This is a genomic window from Dialister micraerophilus DSM 19965 (assembly GCF_000194985.1).
Taxonomy (GTDB): domain Bacteria; phylum Bacillota; class Negativicutes; order Veillonellales; family Dialisteraceae; genus Dialister; species Dialister micraerophilus.
The window spans coordinates 63,562-82,525 of record NZ_GL878519.1 but is presented as its reverse complement, the minus strand read 5'-3'; the positions used below and the strand labels follow the sequence as shown (position 1 = coordinate 82,525).

Annotated in this window: 22 protein-coding genes; 15 read left to right on the top strand and 7 right to left on the bottom strand. The window is 28.6% G+C overall.

The window, feature by feature from the left end; genetic code table 11:
* Nucleotides 1-32 precede the first annotated feature (32 nt).
* From def to HMPREF9083_RS00355, 14 genes are all read left to right on the top strand, one after another.
* On the top strand, nt 33-494 hold the full coding sequence (def, locus tag HMPREF9083_RS00415; protein ID WP_007555412.1) for a peptide deformylase: 462 nt from the start codon (nt 33-35) through the stop codon (nt 492-494).
* Nucleotides 495-502: 8 nt separating this feature from the next.
* Nucleotides 503-1,450: a methionyl-tRNA formyltransferase gene (fmt, locus tag HMPREF9083_RS00410; protein ID WP_007554520.1), complete on the top strand. Its 948-nt coding sequence runs from the start codon at nt 503-505 to the stop codon at nt 1,448-1,450.
* A complete protein-coding gene (rsmB, locus tag HMPREF9083_RS00405; protein ID WP_007555411.1) occupies nt 1,431-2,777 on the top strand; it encodes a 16S rRNA (cytosine(967)-C(5))-methyltransferase RsmB in 1,347 nt (448 codons plus the stop codon). The genes fmt and rsmB overlap by 20 nt, the downstream gene beginning before the upstream one ends.
* A gap of 3 nt (nt 2,778-2,780) precedes the next feature.
* A complete protein-coding gene (rlmN, locus tag HMPREF9083_RS00400) occupies nt 2,781-3,815 on the top strand; it encodes a dual-specificity RNA methyltransferase RlmN (RefSeq protein WP_007555409.1) in 1,035 nt (344 codons plus the stop codon).
* 71 nt (nt 3,816-3,886) lie between these two features.
* Nucleotides 3,887-4,621: a Stp1/IreP family PP2C-type Ser/Thr phosphatase gene (locus HMPREF9083_RS00395; protein WP_007555408.1), complete on the top strand. Its 735-nt coding sequence runs from the start codon at nt 3,887-3,889 to the stop codon at nt 4,619-4,621.
* 14 nt (nt 4,622-4,635) lie between these two features.
* Nucleotides 4,636-6,492: a Stk1 family PASTA domain-containing Ser/Thr kinase gene (gene pknB, locus HMPREF9083_RS00390; protein ID WP_035062506.1), complete on the top strand. Its 1,857-nt coding sequence runs from the start codon at nt 4,636-4,638 to the stop codon at nt 6,490-6,492.
* Complete coding sequence (gene rsgA / locus HMPREF9083_RS00385) at nt 6,492-7,367, top strand: ribosome small subunit-dependent GTPase A (protein ID WP_007554557.1); 876 nt, start codon at nt 6,492-6,494, stop codon at nt 7,365-7,367. The genes pknB and rsgA overlap by 1 nt, the downstream gene beginning before the upstream one ends.
* Nucleotides 7,364-8,005, top strand: a complete 642-nt coding sequence (gene rpe / locus HMPREF9083_RS00380) for a ribulose-phosphate 3-epimerase (protein ID WP_007555405.1) — start codon at nt 7,364-7,366, stop codon at nt 8,003-8,005. The genes rsgA and rpe overlap by 4 nt, the downstream gene beginning before the upstream one ends.
* Before the next feature lie 41 nt (nt 8,006-8,046).
* Nucleotides 8,047-8,871 (top strand): Hsp33 family molecular chaperone HslO, encoded by an 825-nt coding sequence (locus HMPREF9083_RS00375; protein ID WP_007555404.1) that lies wholly within the window; start codon nt 8,047-8,049, stop codon nt 8,869-8,871.
* Nucleotides 8,864-9,658 carry an S-methyl-5'-thioadenosine phosphorylase gene (gene mtnP, locus HMPREF9083_RS00370; RefSeq protein ID WP_007555403.1) on the top strand — a complete coding sequence of 265 codons (795 nt, stop codon included), beginning with the start codon at nt 8,864-8,866 and terminating at the stop codon, nt 9,656-9,658. The genes HMPREF9083_RS00375 and mtnP overlap by 8 nt, the downstream gene beginning before the upstream one ends.
* Nucleotides 9,655-10,098 (top strand): translation initiation factor eIF-2B alpha/beta/delta subunit family protein, encoded by a 444-nt coding sequence (locus HMPREF9083_RS06765; RefSeq protein ID WP_007555402.1) that lies wholly within the window; start codon nt 9,655-9,657, stop codon nt 10,096-10,098. Before mtnP ends, HMPREF9083_RS06765 begins: the two co-directional genes overlap by 4 nt.
* A 2-nt stretch (nt 10,099-10,100) precedes the next feature.
* Nucleotides 10,101-10,679: an S-methyl-5-thioribose-1-phosphate isomerase gene (gene mtnA / locus HMPREF9083_RS06760; protein WP_338084855.1), complete on the top strand. Its 579-nt coding sequence runs from the start codon at nt 10,101-10,103 to the stop codon at nt 10,677-10,679.
* Between the two features lie 21 nt (nt 10,680-10,700).
* Complete coding sequence (locus HMPREF9083_RS00360) at nt 10,701-11,984, top strand: amidohydrolase (RefSeq protein WP_007555400.1); 1,284 nt, start codon at nt 10,701-10,703, stop codon at nt 11,982-11,984.
* A gap of 84 nt (nt 11,985-12,068) precedes the next feature.
* The gene (locus HMPREF9083_RS00355) at nt 12,069-13,052 is read left to right on the top strand and encodes a site-specific integrase (protein WP_007555399.1); all 984 of its coding nucleotides are present in this window, start codon (nt 12,069-12,071) and stop codon (nt 13,050-13,052) included.
* 57 nt (nt 13,053-13,109) lie between these two features.
* Here HMPREF9083_RS00355 and HMPREF9083_RS00350 read toward each other — a convergent pair whose 3' ends face one another.
* Nucleotides 13,110-13,361: a LysM peptidoglycan-binding domain-containing protein gene (locus HMPREF9083_RS00350; protein ID WP_035062505.1), complete on the bottom strand. Its 252-nt coding sequence runs from the start codon at nt 13,359-13,361 to the stop codon at nt 13,110-13,112.
* Nucleotides 13,362-13,539: 178 nt separating this feature from the next.
* On the opposite strand from HMPREF9083_RS00350, the gene lexA reads away from it, so the two are divergent.
* Nucleotides 13,540-14,169, top strand: coding sequence for a transcriptional repressor LexA (lexA, locus tag HMPREF9083_RS00345; protein ID WP_007555397.1), 630 nt, complete (start codon nt 13,540-13,542; stop codon nt 14,167-14,169).
* Nucleotides 14,170-14,245: 76 nt separating this feature from the next.
* On the opposite strand, the gene HMPREF9083_RS00340 is transcribed toward lexA, so the two are convergent.
* The 6 genes from HMPREF9083_RS00340 to HMPREF9083_RS00315 form a co-directional block, all read right to left on the bottom strand.
* Nucleotides 14,246-15,130: a CvfB family protein gene (locus HMPREF9083_RS00340; protein ID WP_007555396.1), complete on the bottom strand. Its 885-nt coding sequence runs from the start codon at nt 15,128-15,130 to the stop codon at nt 14,246-14,248.
* Complete coding sequence (gene rsfS / locus HMPREF9083_RS00335; protein ID WP_007554546.1) at nt 15,127-15,480, bottom strand: ribosome silencing factor; 354 nt, start codon at nt 15,478-15,480, stop codon at nt 15,127-15,129. Before rsfS ends, HMPREF9083_RS00340 begins: the two co-directional genes overlap by 4 nt.
* A 10-nt stretch (nt 15,481-15,490) precedes the next feature.
* A complete protein-coding gene (locus HMPREF9083_RS00330; protein ID WP_007555394.1) occupies nt 15,491-16,381 on the bottom strand; it encodes an LCP family protein in 891 nt (296 codons plus the stop codon).
* A complete protein-coding gene (gene yqeK, locus HMPREF9083_RS00325; RefSeq protein WP_081456886.1) occupies nt 16,362-16,949 on the bottom strand; it encodes a bis(5'-nucleosyl)-tetraphosphatase (symmetrical) YqeK in 588 nt (195 codons plus the stop codon). Before yqeK ends, HMPREF9083_RS00330 begins: the two co-directional genes overlap by 20 nt.
* A gap of 16 nt (nt 16,950-16,965) precedes the next feature.
* Nucleotides 16,966-17,568: a nicotinate-nucleotide adenylyltransferase gene (gene nadD / locus HMPREF9083_RS00320; RefSeq protein ID WP_007555391.1), complete on the bottom strand. Its 603-nt coding sequence runs from the start codon at nt 17,566-17,568 to the stop codon at nt 16,966-16,968.
* A 142-nt stretch (nt 17,569-17,710) separates the two neighbouring features.
* Nucleotides 17,711-18,964, bottom strand: a complete 1,254-nt coding sequence (locus HMPREF9083_RS00315; RefSeq protein ID WP_007555390.1) for a glutamate-5-semialdehyde dehydrogenase — start codon at nt 18,962-18,964, stop codon at nt 17,711-17,713.

Genomic DNA, 18,964 nt, shown 5'->3' with positions numbered 1-18,964 from the left:
AAAGTTAATTTTATAAAGAAAGAGGTTATATTGTGAGTGAAGTAGTAAAAGTAGGTAAAGCCGTACTTAGAGAAGTTGCCAAGCCCGTAACAGAAGAAGAGTTTTTGCAACATAAAAAAATGAAACACTTAATTGCAGACATGAAAAAAACTATGTATGCGGAAAATGGAGTAGGACTTGCTGCTCCGCAAATTGGATTATCAAAACGTATTTTTGTTGCAGACTGTAACGAAGGATTTGATGTATATATAAATCCTGAATGGGAACCACTTGATGATTCAAAAGTAATTGAAACGGAAGGATGTCTTTCAGTTTCAGATTTATATGGAGAAGTCGAAAGATATGCTCATGTAATAGTTAAGTATCAAGACATTCGCGGTAAAAGAAAACAGAAAAAAGCAACAGGATTGTTTGCAAGATGTGTTCAGCATGAAATTGATCATTTAAATGGAACTTTATTTATTGATAAAGCTATTACATTAAACAAGAGGTAATCAAATAATTGCAAAATAAATATAAAATAATTTTTATGGGTACACCGGAATTTGCAAAACAATCTTTAGAAATGCTTTGTAAAAATGAATATACCCCCATAGCTGTATTTACTAAACCGGATAAAATAAACGGAAGAAACGGAAAAATTACTTTTTCTCCTGTGAAATTATATTCATTAGAACAAAATATTCCTATACACCAGCCGACAACTTTAAAAGATGAAAGCCAGTATAAATTAATTAGTGAATACAAACCTGATATTATTGTTGTAATAGCTTACGGTAAAATTTTACCTGAAAATATATTAAGAATTCCCAAATATGGTGCAATAAATGTTCATGCATCATTATTACCTAAATACAGAGGTGCAGCACCAATCCAAAGAGCCATAATCAACGGAGAAACAAAAACCGGAATAACCATTATGAAATTGGATAAAGGTATGGATACAGGAGATATTATTTCACAAAAGGAAATTCCTATTTCTCAAGAATCAACTGCAGAAAATTTATTTGAAATTCTTGCAAAAGAAGGTTCATATGAACTTGTAAAAGTTTTAAATGATTTAGAAAGAAAACTCAGCGAATCTATAGCTCAAAACGAAAGAGAAGCAACATACGCAGAAAAAATAACAAAATCTTCCGGACATATAAATTGGAATTTACCTGCAAACACAATACATAATCTTATACGTGGAATGTATCCGAATCCCGGTACATATACATTTTTCAGGAAAAAACGAATAAAATTGCATAAATCAAATTATAAAAATGTAGATAATAAAAATATTCCTTCAGGAACAATAATATCTTTAAAAGATGATATTATTCATGTATCTACAGGTAAAGGTGTTTTAGAAATTTATGCTTTGCAACCTGAAAATCATAAATGCATGTCATCACGTGATTTTATTAATGGATATCAAATAAAAATAAATGAAAAATTCGAATATTAAACAAATTAATGAAAGATTATTAGCATATCAGTGTATATATGAGATTTTTTATAGAGATGCATATGCTAATTTAAGCCTACAAAAAATTTTTAAATCACATAAGTTACTTAGTAGGGATAAAGCTTTAATAACTGAATTGGTATATGGAATTTGCAGAAAATGCAATTATCTCCAATATATTGTTGAAAAATTAAGTAATCGTTCAATAAATAAAATTCATAAAAGCGTAAGAATTTTATTATATTTAGGTTTGTATCAATTAATATATTTAGATAAAATTCCTGAATCTGCTGCTGTAAACGAAACCGTAAAATTGACAAAAAAAATTACACATCAAGGTAATGTCAGATTTGTAAATGCAATTTTGAGAAATTTTTTAAGAAAAAAAGCTGAAATTAATGATTTTTCCAAGTTAAGTAAATTTGAAAAATTATCATTGATTTACAATCAGCCGATTTGGTTAATACAAAAATGGAACAAAGATTATGGTATAAATAAAACAAAAGAAATTCTGCAAGCTTTTAATTTACCTGAAAATTTATTTGTTCGTTGTAATGAATTAAAAATTACAACAAATGACCTGATTAAAATATTTGATGAAAACAAAATTGAATATTCCGGTGTTGAAAATTTCCCAAATATTTTTCTTATAAAAAATGGTGTAAATCTTTTTAAAACAGATTTATTAGAAAAGGGGTATATTTTTATACAATCAATATCTTCCATAATTCCTGCTTATGCATTAGATCCGAAACCTTATGAAAAAGTTTTGGATATGTGTGCGGCACCGGGAAGTAAGACAACTCAAATAGCACAATTAATGGATAATAAGGGTTCTATAGATGCTTGGGATTTATATCCTCATAAAATTAAATTAATAGAAGAAAATATAAACAGATTGGGTGTAAAAATAGTAACTCCTAAATTGCAAGATGCAACAAAATTATTACCGACATTAACTGGGCAATATGATAAAGTATTGTTAGATGCACCTTGTTCGGGATTAGGTGTTTTAGGACATAAACCTGAATTAAGATGGCGTAGAACTGAAGAAACTATTGAATCATTAATATCAACACAGAAAGATTTACTGAAATGTGCATCTACATATGTAAAAAAAGGTGGTACCTTAGTCTACAGTACATGTACGTTAAATATAAATGAAAATGAAAAAATTGTTGACTGGTTTTTAAATCAAAAGAAAGAATTTTATTTAGATTCTATAGCTGTTAATGATATTATAAATTCTGAAAACGGGATGTTGACTTTATGGCCCGATACTCTGAAAAGTGACGGATTTTTTATCGCTAAATTCAAAAGGAGATAATTTATGGGTTTGGATATATGGGGAAAGTCATTAAAAGAATTGGAAGAATATATAACATTAAACAATTTTCCTAAATTCAGAGCAAAACAAATACATGATTATCTCTATCATAGATGCATATTTACATTTGATGAAATGAAACAGCTACCGAAAAATATGCGTGAATGGTTAAAAGAAAATGCAAGTATATATATACCTGAAGTAATAAACAGTATACAATCCAATGACGGTAATACAACAAAAATTCTTTTTAAATTAAAAGACGGATCATTGGCAGAAACTGTTTGCATGCACCATAAGTACGGAAATTCAATTTGTGTTTCAACACAAATCGGTTGTGCGATGGGGTGTATATTTTGTGCTTCAACTAGAAATGGATTGGAACGTAATTTAACATTTGGAGAAATGTTATCGCAAGTATATGCATTTAAAAAATTAAAAAACATTTCTGTACATTCAATTGTATTAATGGGAGCGGGAGAACCCTTAACAAATTATGAAAATTGTTTGAAATTTATAAAATTGTGTAATGACTCCTCAATTTTAAATATAAGTTATAGAAATATAACTTTATCTACATGTGGAATAGTACCTCAAATATATAGATTGGAAAAAGAAAATTTACCTATAACACTTGCAATATCCCTTCATGCTCCTAATGACAAAATTCGCAATGAAATTTTACCTTCAAGTAAGCATTTCAAAATAGAAGACGTTATACGTGCTTCAAAACATTATTTTGAAAATACAGGTAGACGAATTACATTTGAATATATACTCATAAAAGGAATAAATGCAGCTCCGAAACATGCTGTAGAATTAGCTAAATTAATTGGAAATTTAAATTGTCACATTAATTTGATTCCTGTCAATGGAACGGAACATATTCAACTATTTGCACCTTCGAAAAAAGAAATATTTGAATTTCAGCAAATTCTTGAAAAAATGGGGAAAAGTGCTACAGTACGCAGACAAATGGGAAATGAAATACAAGCTGCATGCGGACAATTAAAGCGAAGATATTTGGAAAACAGATAAAATTGACTATAAATATATCAAATGGTAATATGAAAACAAGTTGAGTTTCTGCATATCGGAGAAATAAAATCATGATAAGAGTTTATGGTGAATGTAGAAAAGGTTTAGTCAGAAAATTAAACGAAGATTATATATATGTTTCAAATAATCCTTATTTTATACTTGCCGACGGAATGGGCGGATATAAAGGCGGACAAATAGCAAGTAGGATTGCGGTAGAATCCGCGAAAGACTTCTTTAAAGAAACTCCTCAGGTATCTGTTTCTGAAGAGGTAATGAAGAAGTCTATTTTATATGCAAATAAGATAATTTTGGAACAAAAAAAAGATTACCCTAATTTAAATCAAATGGGTAGTACTTTAATAACCGTTGCCTTAAATAAAGATAAAATATATTGGGCTCATGTTGGAGACAGTCGCATATATTATTTTAAAAACGGAATATTAAAACAGATTACTGAAGATCACTCTTTTGTAATGAATCTTTTAAAAAAAGGGAAAATTACCATAGATGAAGCAAAAAAACACCCGAGAAGAAACGAAATTACACGTGCGGTCGGTATAAATGAAGATTTAAACGTCGATACAGGAGAAATCAGGCTTGAAAAAAACTCAGTAATTTTAATTTGCAGTGACGGACTCACCGGAATGCTGGAAGATTACACAATAAATAAAGTTTTATCCGAATACAAATTCAATACTGATGAAAATTTAAAAAACTGTGCAGAAAAATTAATGGAATTGGTATATGACGCAGGTGCAAGTGATAATATATCACTAATTCTTATTAGTTATGAAAATGATTGATTGTGGAGAAAATGATGATTGGTAAAATTCTTGATGAAAGATATAAATTAGAGAAAAAAATCGGTTCCGGTGGAATGGCGGATGTCTATCAAGCAAAAGATATTTTACTTGATAGAATTGTTGCTGTAAAAATTCTTCATAGTAATTTCGCTGAAGATAATGATTTTATAGTAAGATTCCGACATGAAGCACAATCTGCCGGTAAATTATCGCATCCTAACATAGTAGGAATTTATGATGTAGGTTGTGATCAATCTATTCATTATATAGTTATGGAATATGTTGAAGGTGAAACATTAAAACAATATATTAATTTACATAAGCATATTCCTATTGACGTTGCTGTAAGAATTACTATAGAAATAGGCAGTGCATTAGAAGAAGCTCATAAAAACGGAATAATACATTGTGACATAAAACCGCATAATATATTGCTTACTGAATCAGGTAAAGTAAAAGTTACAGATTTCGGTATAGCAAGAGCTGTAAATTCATCTACAATAATGAACAAAGAATCCATTTTAGGATCTGTTCATTATTTATCACCTGAACAAGCTGCCGGTGATAAAGTTACTGAAAAAACAGATATCTATTCATTAGGTATCGTTTTCTATGAAATGCTTACACATCATCTTCCATTTGAAGGAGACACTGCAGTAAGTATTGCATTAAAACATATGCAAAATGATATTCCAAAACCAACTAAATTCAATCCGGCAATATCTCCAATGCTGGAAGAATGTTTATTGACTGCACTTGCAAAAAATCCAGATAAAAGATATGACACAATTTCCGATTTTATTTCGGAATTACGCATAGCACAAGGATTTACAATGTCTATATATAAACGTGCAGATCACGACTTAAACTCTATAACTAAACCTATTTTAAAAACAAATTTAAATAACAGAAATAAAATAAAAAAAGAAAATAAAGTTTTAAAATTTTTGAATCAAATGCCTCAAAAATATATTTGGATAAGTATGATAGCGTTATTTGTCATTTGTTTTGCATGGGCATTTTTCAGTTTCGGAAATTTTTGGAGTACGGAAAATATACCTGTTCCAAACGTAGTAGGTAAACCGGTTGAAGTTGCCGAACATATTTTAAAAAATAAACATTTAAGGGTATCCGTTGATGAAATATCCGATAATGAAGTACCTGCCGGAGAAGTTATCTCACAAACACCTCAGGCCGGTACAAATGTCAAAGAACAACGAATCATACATTTAACTGTAAGTAAAGGCGGATCAGTTATTTTAGTTCCCGATTTAAAAGGATTAACTATAGAACAAGCTAAAGAACGATTGGAAAAATTAGGATTATCATTAGGTGCAATAGAAAACGGAAATGACAGTAAAGAAGAACCGGATACGATTTTATCACAAAATCCGGTAGCAAAAACTAAGGTAGATAAGGGAACAACAGTTAACGTTGTAGTAAATATGAAACAAAAACTTGTCGTTCCCAGTGTTGTTGGAATGACTTTAGGAGATGCAAAAGCATCACTTACAAACTCAAAATTAAATTTAGGAAGCATTACATCACAAGACGGTGCATCAGAATCAGATATGAATTCAATAGTAGTATCACAAGATCCGGCTGTAGGTTTTACAGATAAAAATATAGTAAATCTTGTAATTGGTAGATCAAAATCCACACGAAAGAGCGGAAATGTAAGTGTTTCAATGCCTAAAACAGGTTCTGATCGACACGTTGTAATTTATGCTATTGATGATAATGGAAAACACTCTGTATATGACAATATGGTTCCACCCGGAGAAGTCGTATCCATAAACGTATCAGGTGTAGGAGATGTAAGAATTCAAGTTTATATAAATGATGATTTAGTACAAGAACGGAATTTGTAATGAAAGGTATAATTATAAAAAACGAGAACGGATATTTCTCAATTCTTGGAAAAACCGATAAATTAGAGCTTTGTCGTTCACGCGGCAATTTAAAAATGAAAACAAATTTATTGGTAGGAGATATTGTAGAATATGACTTGGAAATAGGCTCAAATCCGGTCATAACTAAAATATATCCCAGAAAAAATACTCTCCAAAGACCACCTGTGGCAAATATAGATCAATTAGTTTTAGTTGTTGCTATAAAAAATCCTGATATAAATTTAATTCTATTAGATAAAATGATAGCAATAGCTGAAAATAACAACAGTATACCTATCATATGTATAAATAAGTTTGATTTATCACACGATTATGCAAAAAAAATAGAAAATTTATACAAAAAAATAGGATACACTTCAATATTGATATCAAAATTTGTACCGGAAAGCATTGAAAACTTAAAATACAATCTTTCAGATAAAATTAATGCATTCACAGGACCGTCAGGTGCAGGCAAATCAACTATACTCAATCAATTAATAGGTAAAGATTATTTTAAATCTCAAGAAGTAAGTGCATATACCGGTAGAGGAAAAACTACTACGAGACATGTAGAACTTGTAAAATTAAATTCTGAAACTTATATTATAGATACTCCCGGATTTACTTGCTTAGATACAACATCTCTTATAGATGCCAAAATTGATACATTATTTAAAGAATTTAATAATTATATCGGACTCTGTAAATTTTCAGACTGTAAACATTTATCAGAACCTAAATGTGCCGTCTTAGATGCATTGGAAAATAATTTAATTTCTAAATTAAGATATAACTCTTATAAAAAAATATTACTTGAAATAGAAGAAAATAAGAGGAGGCTTTATAAATGAAAATTGCACCATCTTTATTATCAGCAGATTTTGCTAATTTAGAAAAAGAAGTAAGAGAAATAGAAAAAAGCGGTGCTGATTTATTGCATTTAGATATGATGGATGGGCATTTTGTTCCAAATTTAACATTTGGAGTACCTATTATAAATGCTATAAGAAAACATACAAAATTACCATTTGATATACACATGATGGTTTTTAATCCTGAAAAATATTTAAGTGAACTAGAAAAAGTCGGAGTACAAATGATTTCATTTCATCAAGAAGCAAGTATTCACCAAGATCGCATAATTCAGGAAATCAAAGAAAGAAAAATAAAAGCAGGAATAGCTATTAATCCCGCAACATCAATTAATAACATAGAACCGATTTTACCTATTTTGGATTATGTTTTAATAATGAGTGTAAATCCGGGATTCGGTGGCCAAAAATTCATATATTATACACTCGAAAAAGTAAAAAAACTCAAAAAAATAATACAAAATAACGGATATAATACTTTGATTGAAGTTGACGGAGGAATCAAAGCAGAAAATATTCAATTGCTAAAAGATGCCGGGGCTGATATTTGTGTTGCAGGATCGGCAGTGTTCGGTAAGCCTGATAGAAAAAAAGCTATAGACATACTCAAAATATAAAGATCCGTTTAGGGTCTTTTTTATTATAAAAGAGGAAAAACATGGGATATATTAAACACTATATAAACTCTTACAATTTACGTATTATATCAACAGATCTTACGGAAATTACACAAAGTGTACAAAAATTACATAAATTATCTGCATTTTCGGCAACAATTTTATCCAAAGTGTTTTTAAGTACAGTACTATTGGCAAAAGACTTTAAAAATAAAGAATCTATTTCATTACAATGGCAAACAAACAGCCCGTTAGGAATAATATTTGCAGATGCATATAATGTAAATTATTTAAGAGGATATATTAAAACTTCTCAAGAAAATTTAATAAAAGAAAAAAACGAAAAAGAATTCCTTGCGAAATATAAAGGTATTTTATCAATAAATAAATACTCTCTACTTAAACATCCTTTTAAAAGTATTATAAAAACTACAGAAAATTCAATTGATAAAATATTTACAGATTTTACAATTAAATCAGAACAAATAAAATCCGAATTTCATACAAATGTCGACACGGATATAAATGGACAAATAACAAAAGCAAGCGGTTTTTTAATTCAATTATTACCCCAAGGAAATATGAAAAAATTTAAAGAAATAAATGAATTATATAAAAATCAAACGTTAGATGAACTAATAAAAAAAGAAAATTTTGGATTGATATATGAAACAAAAATAAAATATAAATGCACCTGCTCAAGAGAAAAAGTTTTTTCTTCTTTAAAACTTCTTTCACACTCGGAACAAAATGAATTGTTAAAAAGAGGAGCAATTGAAATTACATGTAATGGCTGTGGTAAAAATTATAGTTTTACAAAAAATGATATATTAAATCTCATAAAAACGGAGAATAACAATGAATAAATTAGCGTTTATAGGCGGAAGCGGTATTTATGACCCTAAAATTTTAGAAAAAACAAAACAAAAAAAAATTGAAACTCCTTACGGAATTTCATACTATACTTCTGGTATATATAAAAATAAAGAAATAATTTTCATGGCACGTCATGGAAATAAACATACTGTTCCTCCTCATAAAATTAATTATAGAGCAAATATATATGCATTAAAAATATTAGGTGTAACGACAATTATTTCCACATCTGCAGTAGGTAGTTTGACTTTAAAATATAAGTTGGGAGATTTTATATTGATAAATCAATTTATAGATATGACGAAAATGAGAGAAAATACTTTTTTTGATGGTATTTTACATGGAGTAGCTCATGTAGATATGACAGAACCATATTCTCCTGAAATAAGAAAATTAATATTAAAAGAAGCAAATAAACTTAATATTACAATACATAACGGAGGAACTTATATTTGTACAGAAGGTCCAAGATTTGAAACACCTGCAGAAATAAAAATGTTTAAAAAATTTGGTGGAACCGTTGTCGGCATGACAAATGTACCTGAATGCCAACTTGCAAGAGAAGCAGGTATTGCTTATGTAACCATATGTATGATTACAAATTTTGCTGCAGGAATTTCAAAAAACATAATAACACAAGACGAAGTATTTGAATGTATGAAAAAAAACTCTATAAAATTTCAAAACATCTTGAAAAATATAGCTGATATATATATAGAAAATCCTGAAAAATTTACAAATAAAAATATTCCACGTGCAGAGGTTATTAAAGTATGAATGCAATAAAATGGAACAATAATGAACTTATTATTTTAGACCAGCGTAAATTACCATTAACAACATCTTATATAAAATGTAAATCATATAAAACTGTAATTGATGCAATATATACATTATCAGTACGAGGTGCACCTTTAATAGGTATAGCTGCCGCTTATGGAATGGTATTAGCTGCAATAGAATCACAAAAACTTCCTAAAAGCAGACAAAAAGATTTTATAATAAATGCAGGTAACAAATTGAAAAATACCAGACCTACCGCAGTTAATTTATCCTTAGTTATAAATAAAATACTTAAACTAACAGAAAAAAGCGATTTTAAAAATATTATAAATATCTTATTAAAAGAAGCCACCGATATAGATAAAGAAGATCAAATATTATGCGATAAAATTGCAAATAACGGTATTGAACTATTTAAAAATAAAAAAATTTAAAAATTTTAACACATTGTAATACAGGTTCACTAGCAACCCAGGGTATAGGAACTGCATTGGGGATTATAAAAAAACTCAATCTGAATAAACAAATAAAGTGTATTTATATAGATGAAACACGACCGTTATTACAAGGATCACGTTTAACAGCATATGAATTGAATAATGAAAAAGTACCTTGTAAACTTATAACAGACAGTACAGCTGCATTTATATTAAAAAAAGAAAAAATAGATGCCGTAATAGTTGGAGCCGATAGAATTGCATCTAACGGTGATACCGCAAATAAAATAGGTACATACGGATTGGCTATAGCAGCAAAATTTCATAACATACCTTTTTATATAGCGGCACCTTCGTCTACATTTGATTTTAATCTAAAAAACGGAAATCAAATTATAATTGAAGAGCGCGACTCAAAAGAAATAAAAGAGTATAATAATAAGGAAATATCACCAACAGAAATTGATGTATATAATCCGGCGTTTGATGTAACAGATAATACGCTGATAACCGGTTTTATTACTGAAAAAGAAATATTGTACCCTCCATACGATATATCTTTTTTAAAACTTAAATAAAAATATATAAAGGGAGATAATATGTCAATATTAATAAAAAATGTAGATATATATGTAAATAATAAAATTAAGACTAAACAAAATATTGCAATAAAAAATAATAGAATAAAGAATTTCCCAATTAGTCCTGATGAAACTGAATACGATGAAATAATAAATGGTAATGGTATGTTGGCAATCCCGGGATTTGTAAATACACATACACATGTTGCAATGACTCTATTTAGAAGTTATGCAGATGATATGGCGCTGATGGATTGGTTACAAACAAAAATATGGCCTGCTGAAGATCATTTAGATAATGATATTGTTTATTGGGGAAGTATGCTGGCATTTGCCGAAATGATAAGAGGCGGCACAACTGCATTTTGCGATATGTATATGTTTATGGATTCTTGCGCAAAAGCTGCTGAGAAAGCCGGAATAAGAGGTAATATTGCACGTGGACTATCCGGAATAAGCCCAAATGCAGACCAAGCCTTACAAGAAAATATAGAATTATATAAAAATTGGAATAATGCAGATAATGGACGTTTTAGAGTAATGTTAGGACCACATGCACCGTATACATGCCCTCCGGACTACTTAAAAAAAGTTTGTAAAGTAGCAAAAAAAGAAAATATGCCTATACATATACATTTGGCAGAAACTTTAAATGAAGTAAATGACTGTATAAAACAATATAGTATAACACCGATAGAATTAATGAACAATATAGGTTTATTTGATTATCCTACACTGGCAGCACATTGCGTATATGTAAACGATAATGATATAAACATATTATCTAAAAAAAATGTAAAAGTTGCACATAATCCCGGCAGTAATTTAAAATTAGCATCGGGAATATCACCTATAACTAAAATAATAAAAAAAGGAATAACAGTAGGACTTGGAACTGATGGAGCATCCAGCAATAATAAATTAGATATGTATTCCGAAATGAGATTGGCAGCTTTGATTCATAAAGCAAATACATTGGATCCGTATGCAATTACATCAAAAGAAGCTATCAATCTTGCAACAAAAAATGGTGCAAAATGTTTAGGATATTCAGATTTAGGTGAACTTAAAGAAGGCTATTTAGCAGATATACAATTAATAGATCGAACAGGATTTCATTGGAAGCCTCGTTTAAATGATATTTCACTATTAGTTTATGCCGGAAATTCTTTTGATGTAAATACAGTTATAATTCATGGAAAAACTGTTATGAAAAATAAAGAACTTTTAACTATAGATACAGAAAAGTTAGATTATGAAATTTCACGTGTAATAAAAAAATTATATTCATTTAAACATTAATGTCAAAATATTTGCTTTCTAAGCACAATTAGTTCCGATAATCTTAAATTATCGGAACTAATTGTGCAATAACTTGGTAAAAATATGAATAACAAACATTTCTATTTAAAAAAAATAATAAACAGTACATTACTTTCAAATAAATCCTTATCTACACTTTCAGAAACAAAATCTGAAAATACTATTAATGCTTACGAATCAGATTGGGATGACTTTTGCAATTGGTGTATTTATAATAAATTTTCTGCTTTTCCTGCAACTTCGGAAACTGTTGTTAATTATATAAATGATTTAGCTGATTATGCTAAATCATCAACAATAAAAAGACGTGTAAGTGCAATCTCCGAAAATTACAATGCTGCTATAGCTTCAGGAATAAACGTAAATAATCCCTGTAAAAATTGGATTATAAAGGAAGCTTTAATAGGACTCAATCGAAAAAAAGGTACACGGCAAAAAGGTAAAACTCCTCTTTATTGGGAAGACTTGAAAAAAATAATAGTTACAATGAATTTATCATGCTTAACCGATATAAGAGATAAAGCGATATTACTTTTAGGTTTTATGGGTGCATTCAGAAGAAGTGAATTAACATCTTTAGAATTAAATGATATTACATTTGTTCCTCAAGGTATTATAATTATAGTTAAAGAATCTAAAACCGATCAAGAAAAATCCGGACAAACTATAGGCATACCCTATCTTGAAGATAAAAATATGTGTGCCGTTTCTGCTCTTAAATTATGGATAAAAGAAGCACATATCACTAAAGGACCCTTGTTTCGTCGTTTACTGAAAAATGGAAAAACATCTGATAATGCATTAAGTGATAAAAGTGTAAATTTAATTGTAAAAAAATATGTAAATAAAATAGGATTACAAAAAGAATTATATGGTGCTCACAGTTTACGACATGGTTTTGCAACATTTGCGGCAATGAACGGCATTGAAGAACGAATAATAATGAAACAAACACGTCATCATTCTGTTGAAATGGTACGTCATTATATAAATGAAGCTGATTTATTTATTAACAATCCTATTTCCATTATTTTTAACAAAACATAAAAAGAACACTTGTTTGTTTAGCACTACCGGCAATCAAACAAACAAGTGTTCTTTTTACTATTCAGGAAGTTTTATAATTTTACCAGGAATTATCTTTCCCGGATCTTCTATTTTATTTATTTTCTGTATTTCATATATATACTTTCTTATATCCTTATCAGTTCCCACATTACGTTTTGCTACATCCCATAAAGTTTCGTTTTTTTCAATCATTACTTCTTTGTATTTCTTTTCTTGCAATGTAGATGCATTAACTATAAATCCATAAAAACATATACTTATTAATAAAAAAACTATTATTTTTTTCATGAAATTCACCACTTCCAAGTAGAACATATTTTCTCAGAACAAATATTCTGTAGTTATTATATACCAGAATATTTGTTTGGTCAAGAGCTTTGAAATATTTGTTCGGGAACATGTGTTTGAATTATTTTTTTTACTATAGTATAATTATTAATATACGTAAATTATATAGGAGGTCGTTGTGAATACAAAAACTATGCGCAAACTTACTTCTCGTGAGCAAAGTATACTTGACTTTATTCGAAAAAAAATTGAAGACTCAAATTTTCCTCCTACTGTAAGAGAAATTTGTCAAGCTGTAGGTTTAAAATCTACATCTACAGTACATGGATATTTAACACGCTTGGAAGAACTTGGTGTTATAAAAAGAAACCCCTCAAGTTCACGTGCTATTGAACTGATAGATCATAACGAATCATGGAAATCAAAAAAAATGTTGCCGATGCCGGTTGTGGGTTCAGTACGAGCCGGAGAACCTGTTTTTGCAGATGAACATATTGAAACAGTTTTTCCATTACCCGCTGAAATGATTGGAAGTAACGGAAACTGTTTTATACTTGTTGTTCGTGGAGATAGTATGATTAATGCAGGCATTAATGAAGGTGATTATCTTATTGTTTCTGAACAAAATACCGCAAATGATGGAGATATCGTTGTTGCTTTAGTAGATAATGAAGATGCTACAGTAAAACGTTTTTATAAAAAAACGGATTATGTCTTACTTAAACCTGAAAATGATAATTATGAACCGATTATTTCAAGAAATGTAATTATAAGAGGTAAAGTAATCGGACTTTATAGAAATATATAATAAAAAGCTTTTAATAGTATAAACGAGATATAAATTCAATCTCATTACTATTAAAAGCTTTTTTACATATCCGATTTTACATATCCGACAAAATAATTTTATCTTCTTTTAATATAATTTTTCTATCTTTCAGCAAATTCCCTATAGCACGCTTAAATGCACTTTTACTTATTCCTAAAGTTGATTTAATAATCACAGGATTGCTTTTATCGGTTAATTTCATTTCTCCGTTATTTTTTTTCATAAATTCATAAATGTTTTCCGCATCTAAGCTCATAGCTTTTTCTTTTACCGGTCTTATTGAAATATTTAATCTTCCATCATCTCTTATATATGTTACTCGACCGATTATTTTTTGTCCCATTTTTAAATCATTAGGCATATTTTCCTTATATAAAAATGCAATCCACTTTTCCCTTGTAATTATAAATGCACCGGATTCGGTAATATTATAAACAGTACCTTCAACTTTACCTCCAACTTTAATACCATAACATTTTGAGGCAATTTTTAAAATTTCTTTATCTACATGCATAGTTGTTGCCAATCTGCCTGTTTTATCTAAATATAATTTTACCCAAATTTTCTGTCCTACTTCAATCTTACCTTCAGTTTCTGTAAACGGAAGAAAAATTCCTCTTTCAGTACCCACATCTACAAAAGCACCGAATCTGGTTTTTAAAATAACTTCTACATATCCTATTCCATTAATTTCAATCTGTGGCAAATGCATACTTGCAGTTAATCTATGATGTTTATCATTATAAATAAAAACTTTTATTTTTTCTCCTATTTCAACATCACGAGTTTGTTGACCTTTATGCAATAAAATATCATCCGATGTATTTCCTGTTCCGGCTGATAAAAAAGCACCAAAATCACTTTTTCTTACAACCTCAAGACACGCTATAGAATTTTCCTTAATAGAGTCTTGTTTATTCAAATCATTTATATCATTCATTTTACACCGTCATTATCTTCAAAAACTTCAACAGGCGCATCTTGCCATAATTGATCCAATTGTACTCTTTGTCTCTCTTCATATGAAAAAATATGTAAAATCACATTACTGAAATCCATCAAAATCCAATCACCCTCTTTATACCCTTCTTTATGAAGTGCATGTATTCCGTCATTTTGCAATTTTATTTCTACATTATCTGCCAAAGATTGTCCGTGTTTTTTATTCATACTTGTACAAACAATAAAATAATCAGCAATTGATGTTACATCGGTAACATGAAAAATTTTAATATCCAAGCCCTTTTTTTCAGAAAGTGCTTTACATATAGTTTCTACAATTTGATTCATAAAATCTCCCTCATTTGTTTAAAGTCAATGCAATAGTTTTTTGCAATTCATTTTGATTTACAATCCAAACTTTATTTTTATTAATTAATTGTTCTTCACCGGGAAGAATTACAAAATTTGAATTTTCTTCTTTACTATTAATTAATTTCAATATCAAATCAGATGCTTCTTTCGAAGAAATATTACTTTCTTTAGGTTTCCAAAAATAATATGCTCCTATTTTATTTATAAATGAAAAATTATTACCACATTTTCTTATTAAAGATTTTGCCAATCTTTCTTGGTGCTGAATTCTCTCAATTTCATTTTGTTCATCAATATATCTTATATAAGCCAACATTTCGGAGTTACTTAATTGTTGATAACCTTGTTTAAGTTGAATATCATAATTTCCTTCTGAATTTGTATGCTCCATCTGTTTCTCGACATAAAAATCAAAATTTTTTGAAAATTTCGTACTTTCAATAAAAGAATTATAATCAAAAACAGCATATTTATCTATTTTAATATGCAACAGATTTTCAATCGCAGATTTAACTCCATCTGCCCCATTTTCAACTAATGTTTCTTTTAATAAAACATCTTTATCTTCTTTGGTATTGTTTATTTTTGTGTTTGGAGGAAATGAAATAATTGTAAATCCATCCGAGTTATCTATAAGTGATACAACGGCTATGGCATCAGCATTTTTATTTTCATCTTCACCTATTAACAAATAATAAACCGGCTTTTCTTCAGTTTGTTTTTCCCAAAAAAATAATTTATCTTTTACTTTCCAAACACCGAAAGAAATTCCTGAAATTAATATTATAAAGCATAACAAAAAAATAAATATTTTTTTATATTTAATTTTACTTTTATTTTTTCTTTCTTTTAAACGTCTATTTTTTATATTTATCATCTTGTTCACAAATTAAATAATTTCTCCCAAAAAATGTTAATTCATAAATATATTCATTTTTATCCAGTAAAAATTTTATTGTTGAATTATATGCTGCAATTACTGCTTTATTTAAATCTTGATCGGCTGTTTTTCTTAATTCATCTACTCCGGGAAAATCTCTTGAAGGTTCAATATAATCAGCTAAAAATATAATTTTTTCTAAAACACTCATATCGGGTTTTCCTGTTGTATGATAAAATATTGCATTTTGTATTTCTTCATCAAAAATATTATATTCCTCTTCGATTAAAATACTTCCTGCCGGTCCATGAAGTATCGCTTTGCTCTTTCTTGCCAAATCGTTAAAAACAATGCCTTTAGAATCAATTAACTGATTCATTTTCTCCAATGAAATTTCTTTCGCACTGTCATGTAATAAACCGGCCAAATAAGCTTTTTCTGAATCTGCATTGTATTTTATTGCTAATTTTTTTGCAACTTCAGCCGTCCCTACTGAATGAATATAACGTTTATGAGATAAATTAGTTTTCAATTTTTCTTGTATTTTTTGAATATCTATATTCAACGAAAAAATCCCCTTTTTACTTATATAAATTAAATTTATGTATAATCTCAATTACTTTATCAGGTATAAAATATTTTACTGAACGATTATCTTTTATCATATTTCTTAAAATTGTTGATGAAATATCAACTTTAGGTATTTTTAATCTATGTATTTTGGTTTTTCCCAATTCATCAAAAGACATTATAGATTTTAAAAGCAATTTTTCATCGCCTGAACGTTCTACGCAAATAAAATCACATAACGTCAATAATTCCATATTATGTTTCCAATTAGGCAAATCTGCTATCGCATCGGAACCCGCAATAAAAAATATTCTATATTTTTCTTTCATAATATCTTTTAATTCGTGTATTGTATTAACGGTATATGACGGCCCATTACGATTAATTTCAATAGGTGAAATATCAAACTTATAATTATCTTCAATTGCAATCTTCACCATTTCATATCTCACAAATTTATTTATATTATGCATACTTTTGTTTGGCGTATCGCCTGACGGAATAAAAATCACTTTTTCAAGATTAAATTTTTGACATGCGGCTTCTGCAATAATTAAATGTCCTATATGTATCGGATTAAATGAGCCTCCAAATATACCTATTCGCTTTTCCATAATTAAATAATCATTTCTATAAAAATTACAACTATACTACCGTAAATAAACAGCTGAAAATAATGAAATAATTCAAATTTTCCTTTTTCCGTATTAATATAGTAATAAATTAAACTTTTTATTTTTGTAAAAATACTGATTTTCATTCTCGTATTTGTCCGTTGCCGAATACTTTATATTTATACGTTACTAAATCTTCTAGTCCTACAGGACCTCTTACATGTAGCTTTTGAGTACTTATACCTATTTCAGATCCGAATCCAAATTGAAATCCATCTGTAAATCTAGTTGAAGCATTCATATATATAACGGCAGCATCAATATTATTCATAAACTTTGCTGCATTATCTAAATTTTCAGTAACAATACATTCTGAATGATGAGTTGTATATTTTTGTATATGTTCAATGGCTTCATTCATAGATTTTACAACTTTTACCGATAAAATTAAATCGTTATATTCCGTTTCCCAATCTTTTTCAGTAGCAACGGAAATTGAAGAATATAACTTTTTACAAGTTTCATCTCCCCTTATTTCTACATTATTTTTAATTAATTCAGGAAATACTTTATTAATAAATTTTTCAGCAATGTCTTTATGTATTAAAAGAGTTTCCATTGCATTACAGACCGAAGGTCTCTGAACTTTAGCATTAATAATAATTTTTACCGCTTTTTCCAAATCAGCTTCGCTATCTACATAGGTATGACATACACCGCTACCTGTTTCTATAACCGGTACAATACTGTTTTCCGTAATAAATTTAATTAAATTACTACTTCCACGCGGAATAACTAAATCAATATATTTTTTAGCTTTTAAAATAATCGGTACAAGTTTACGATTTGAATCAGTCAAACTATACACAATATTTTTTGAAAGATTTTGATTTACTAATGCATCATGTAAAATTTCAGTTAAAGCTATATTCGTATAATGAGCTTCTTTACCTCCACGTAGTACACATGCATTTCCGCTTTTTATACAAAGTGCTGCCGAATCTATTGTTACATTCGGACGTGATTCATAAATTATAGAAATAACTCCAAAAGGAACGGTAGTTTTTATAAGTTCTATACCGTTTTTCAAAATACTATGTGCACGAATTTTTTTACACGGATCGGGTAATTTAATCAATGCTTTCACGCTCATAGATATATCTAAAAGTTTTGCATCATCTAATGCCAATCTTTCTATCATAGCATTCGATAATCCATTTATTTTTGCATTTTCTATATCTTTTGCATTTTCTCTTAATATAGTTTCTTTTTTCAATAATAATAATTTCGCTATGTCTTGAAGTATTTTATTTTTCTTTACTTCACTAAGATTTATTAATTGTAAAGACGCTTGCTTAACTGATTGTAAATTTAAAAATAATTCATTTTCAGTCAT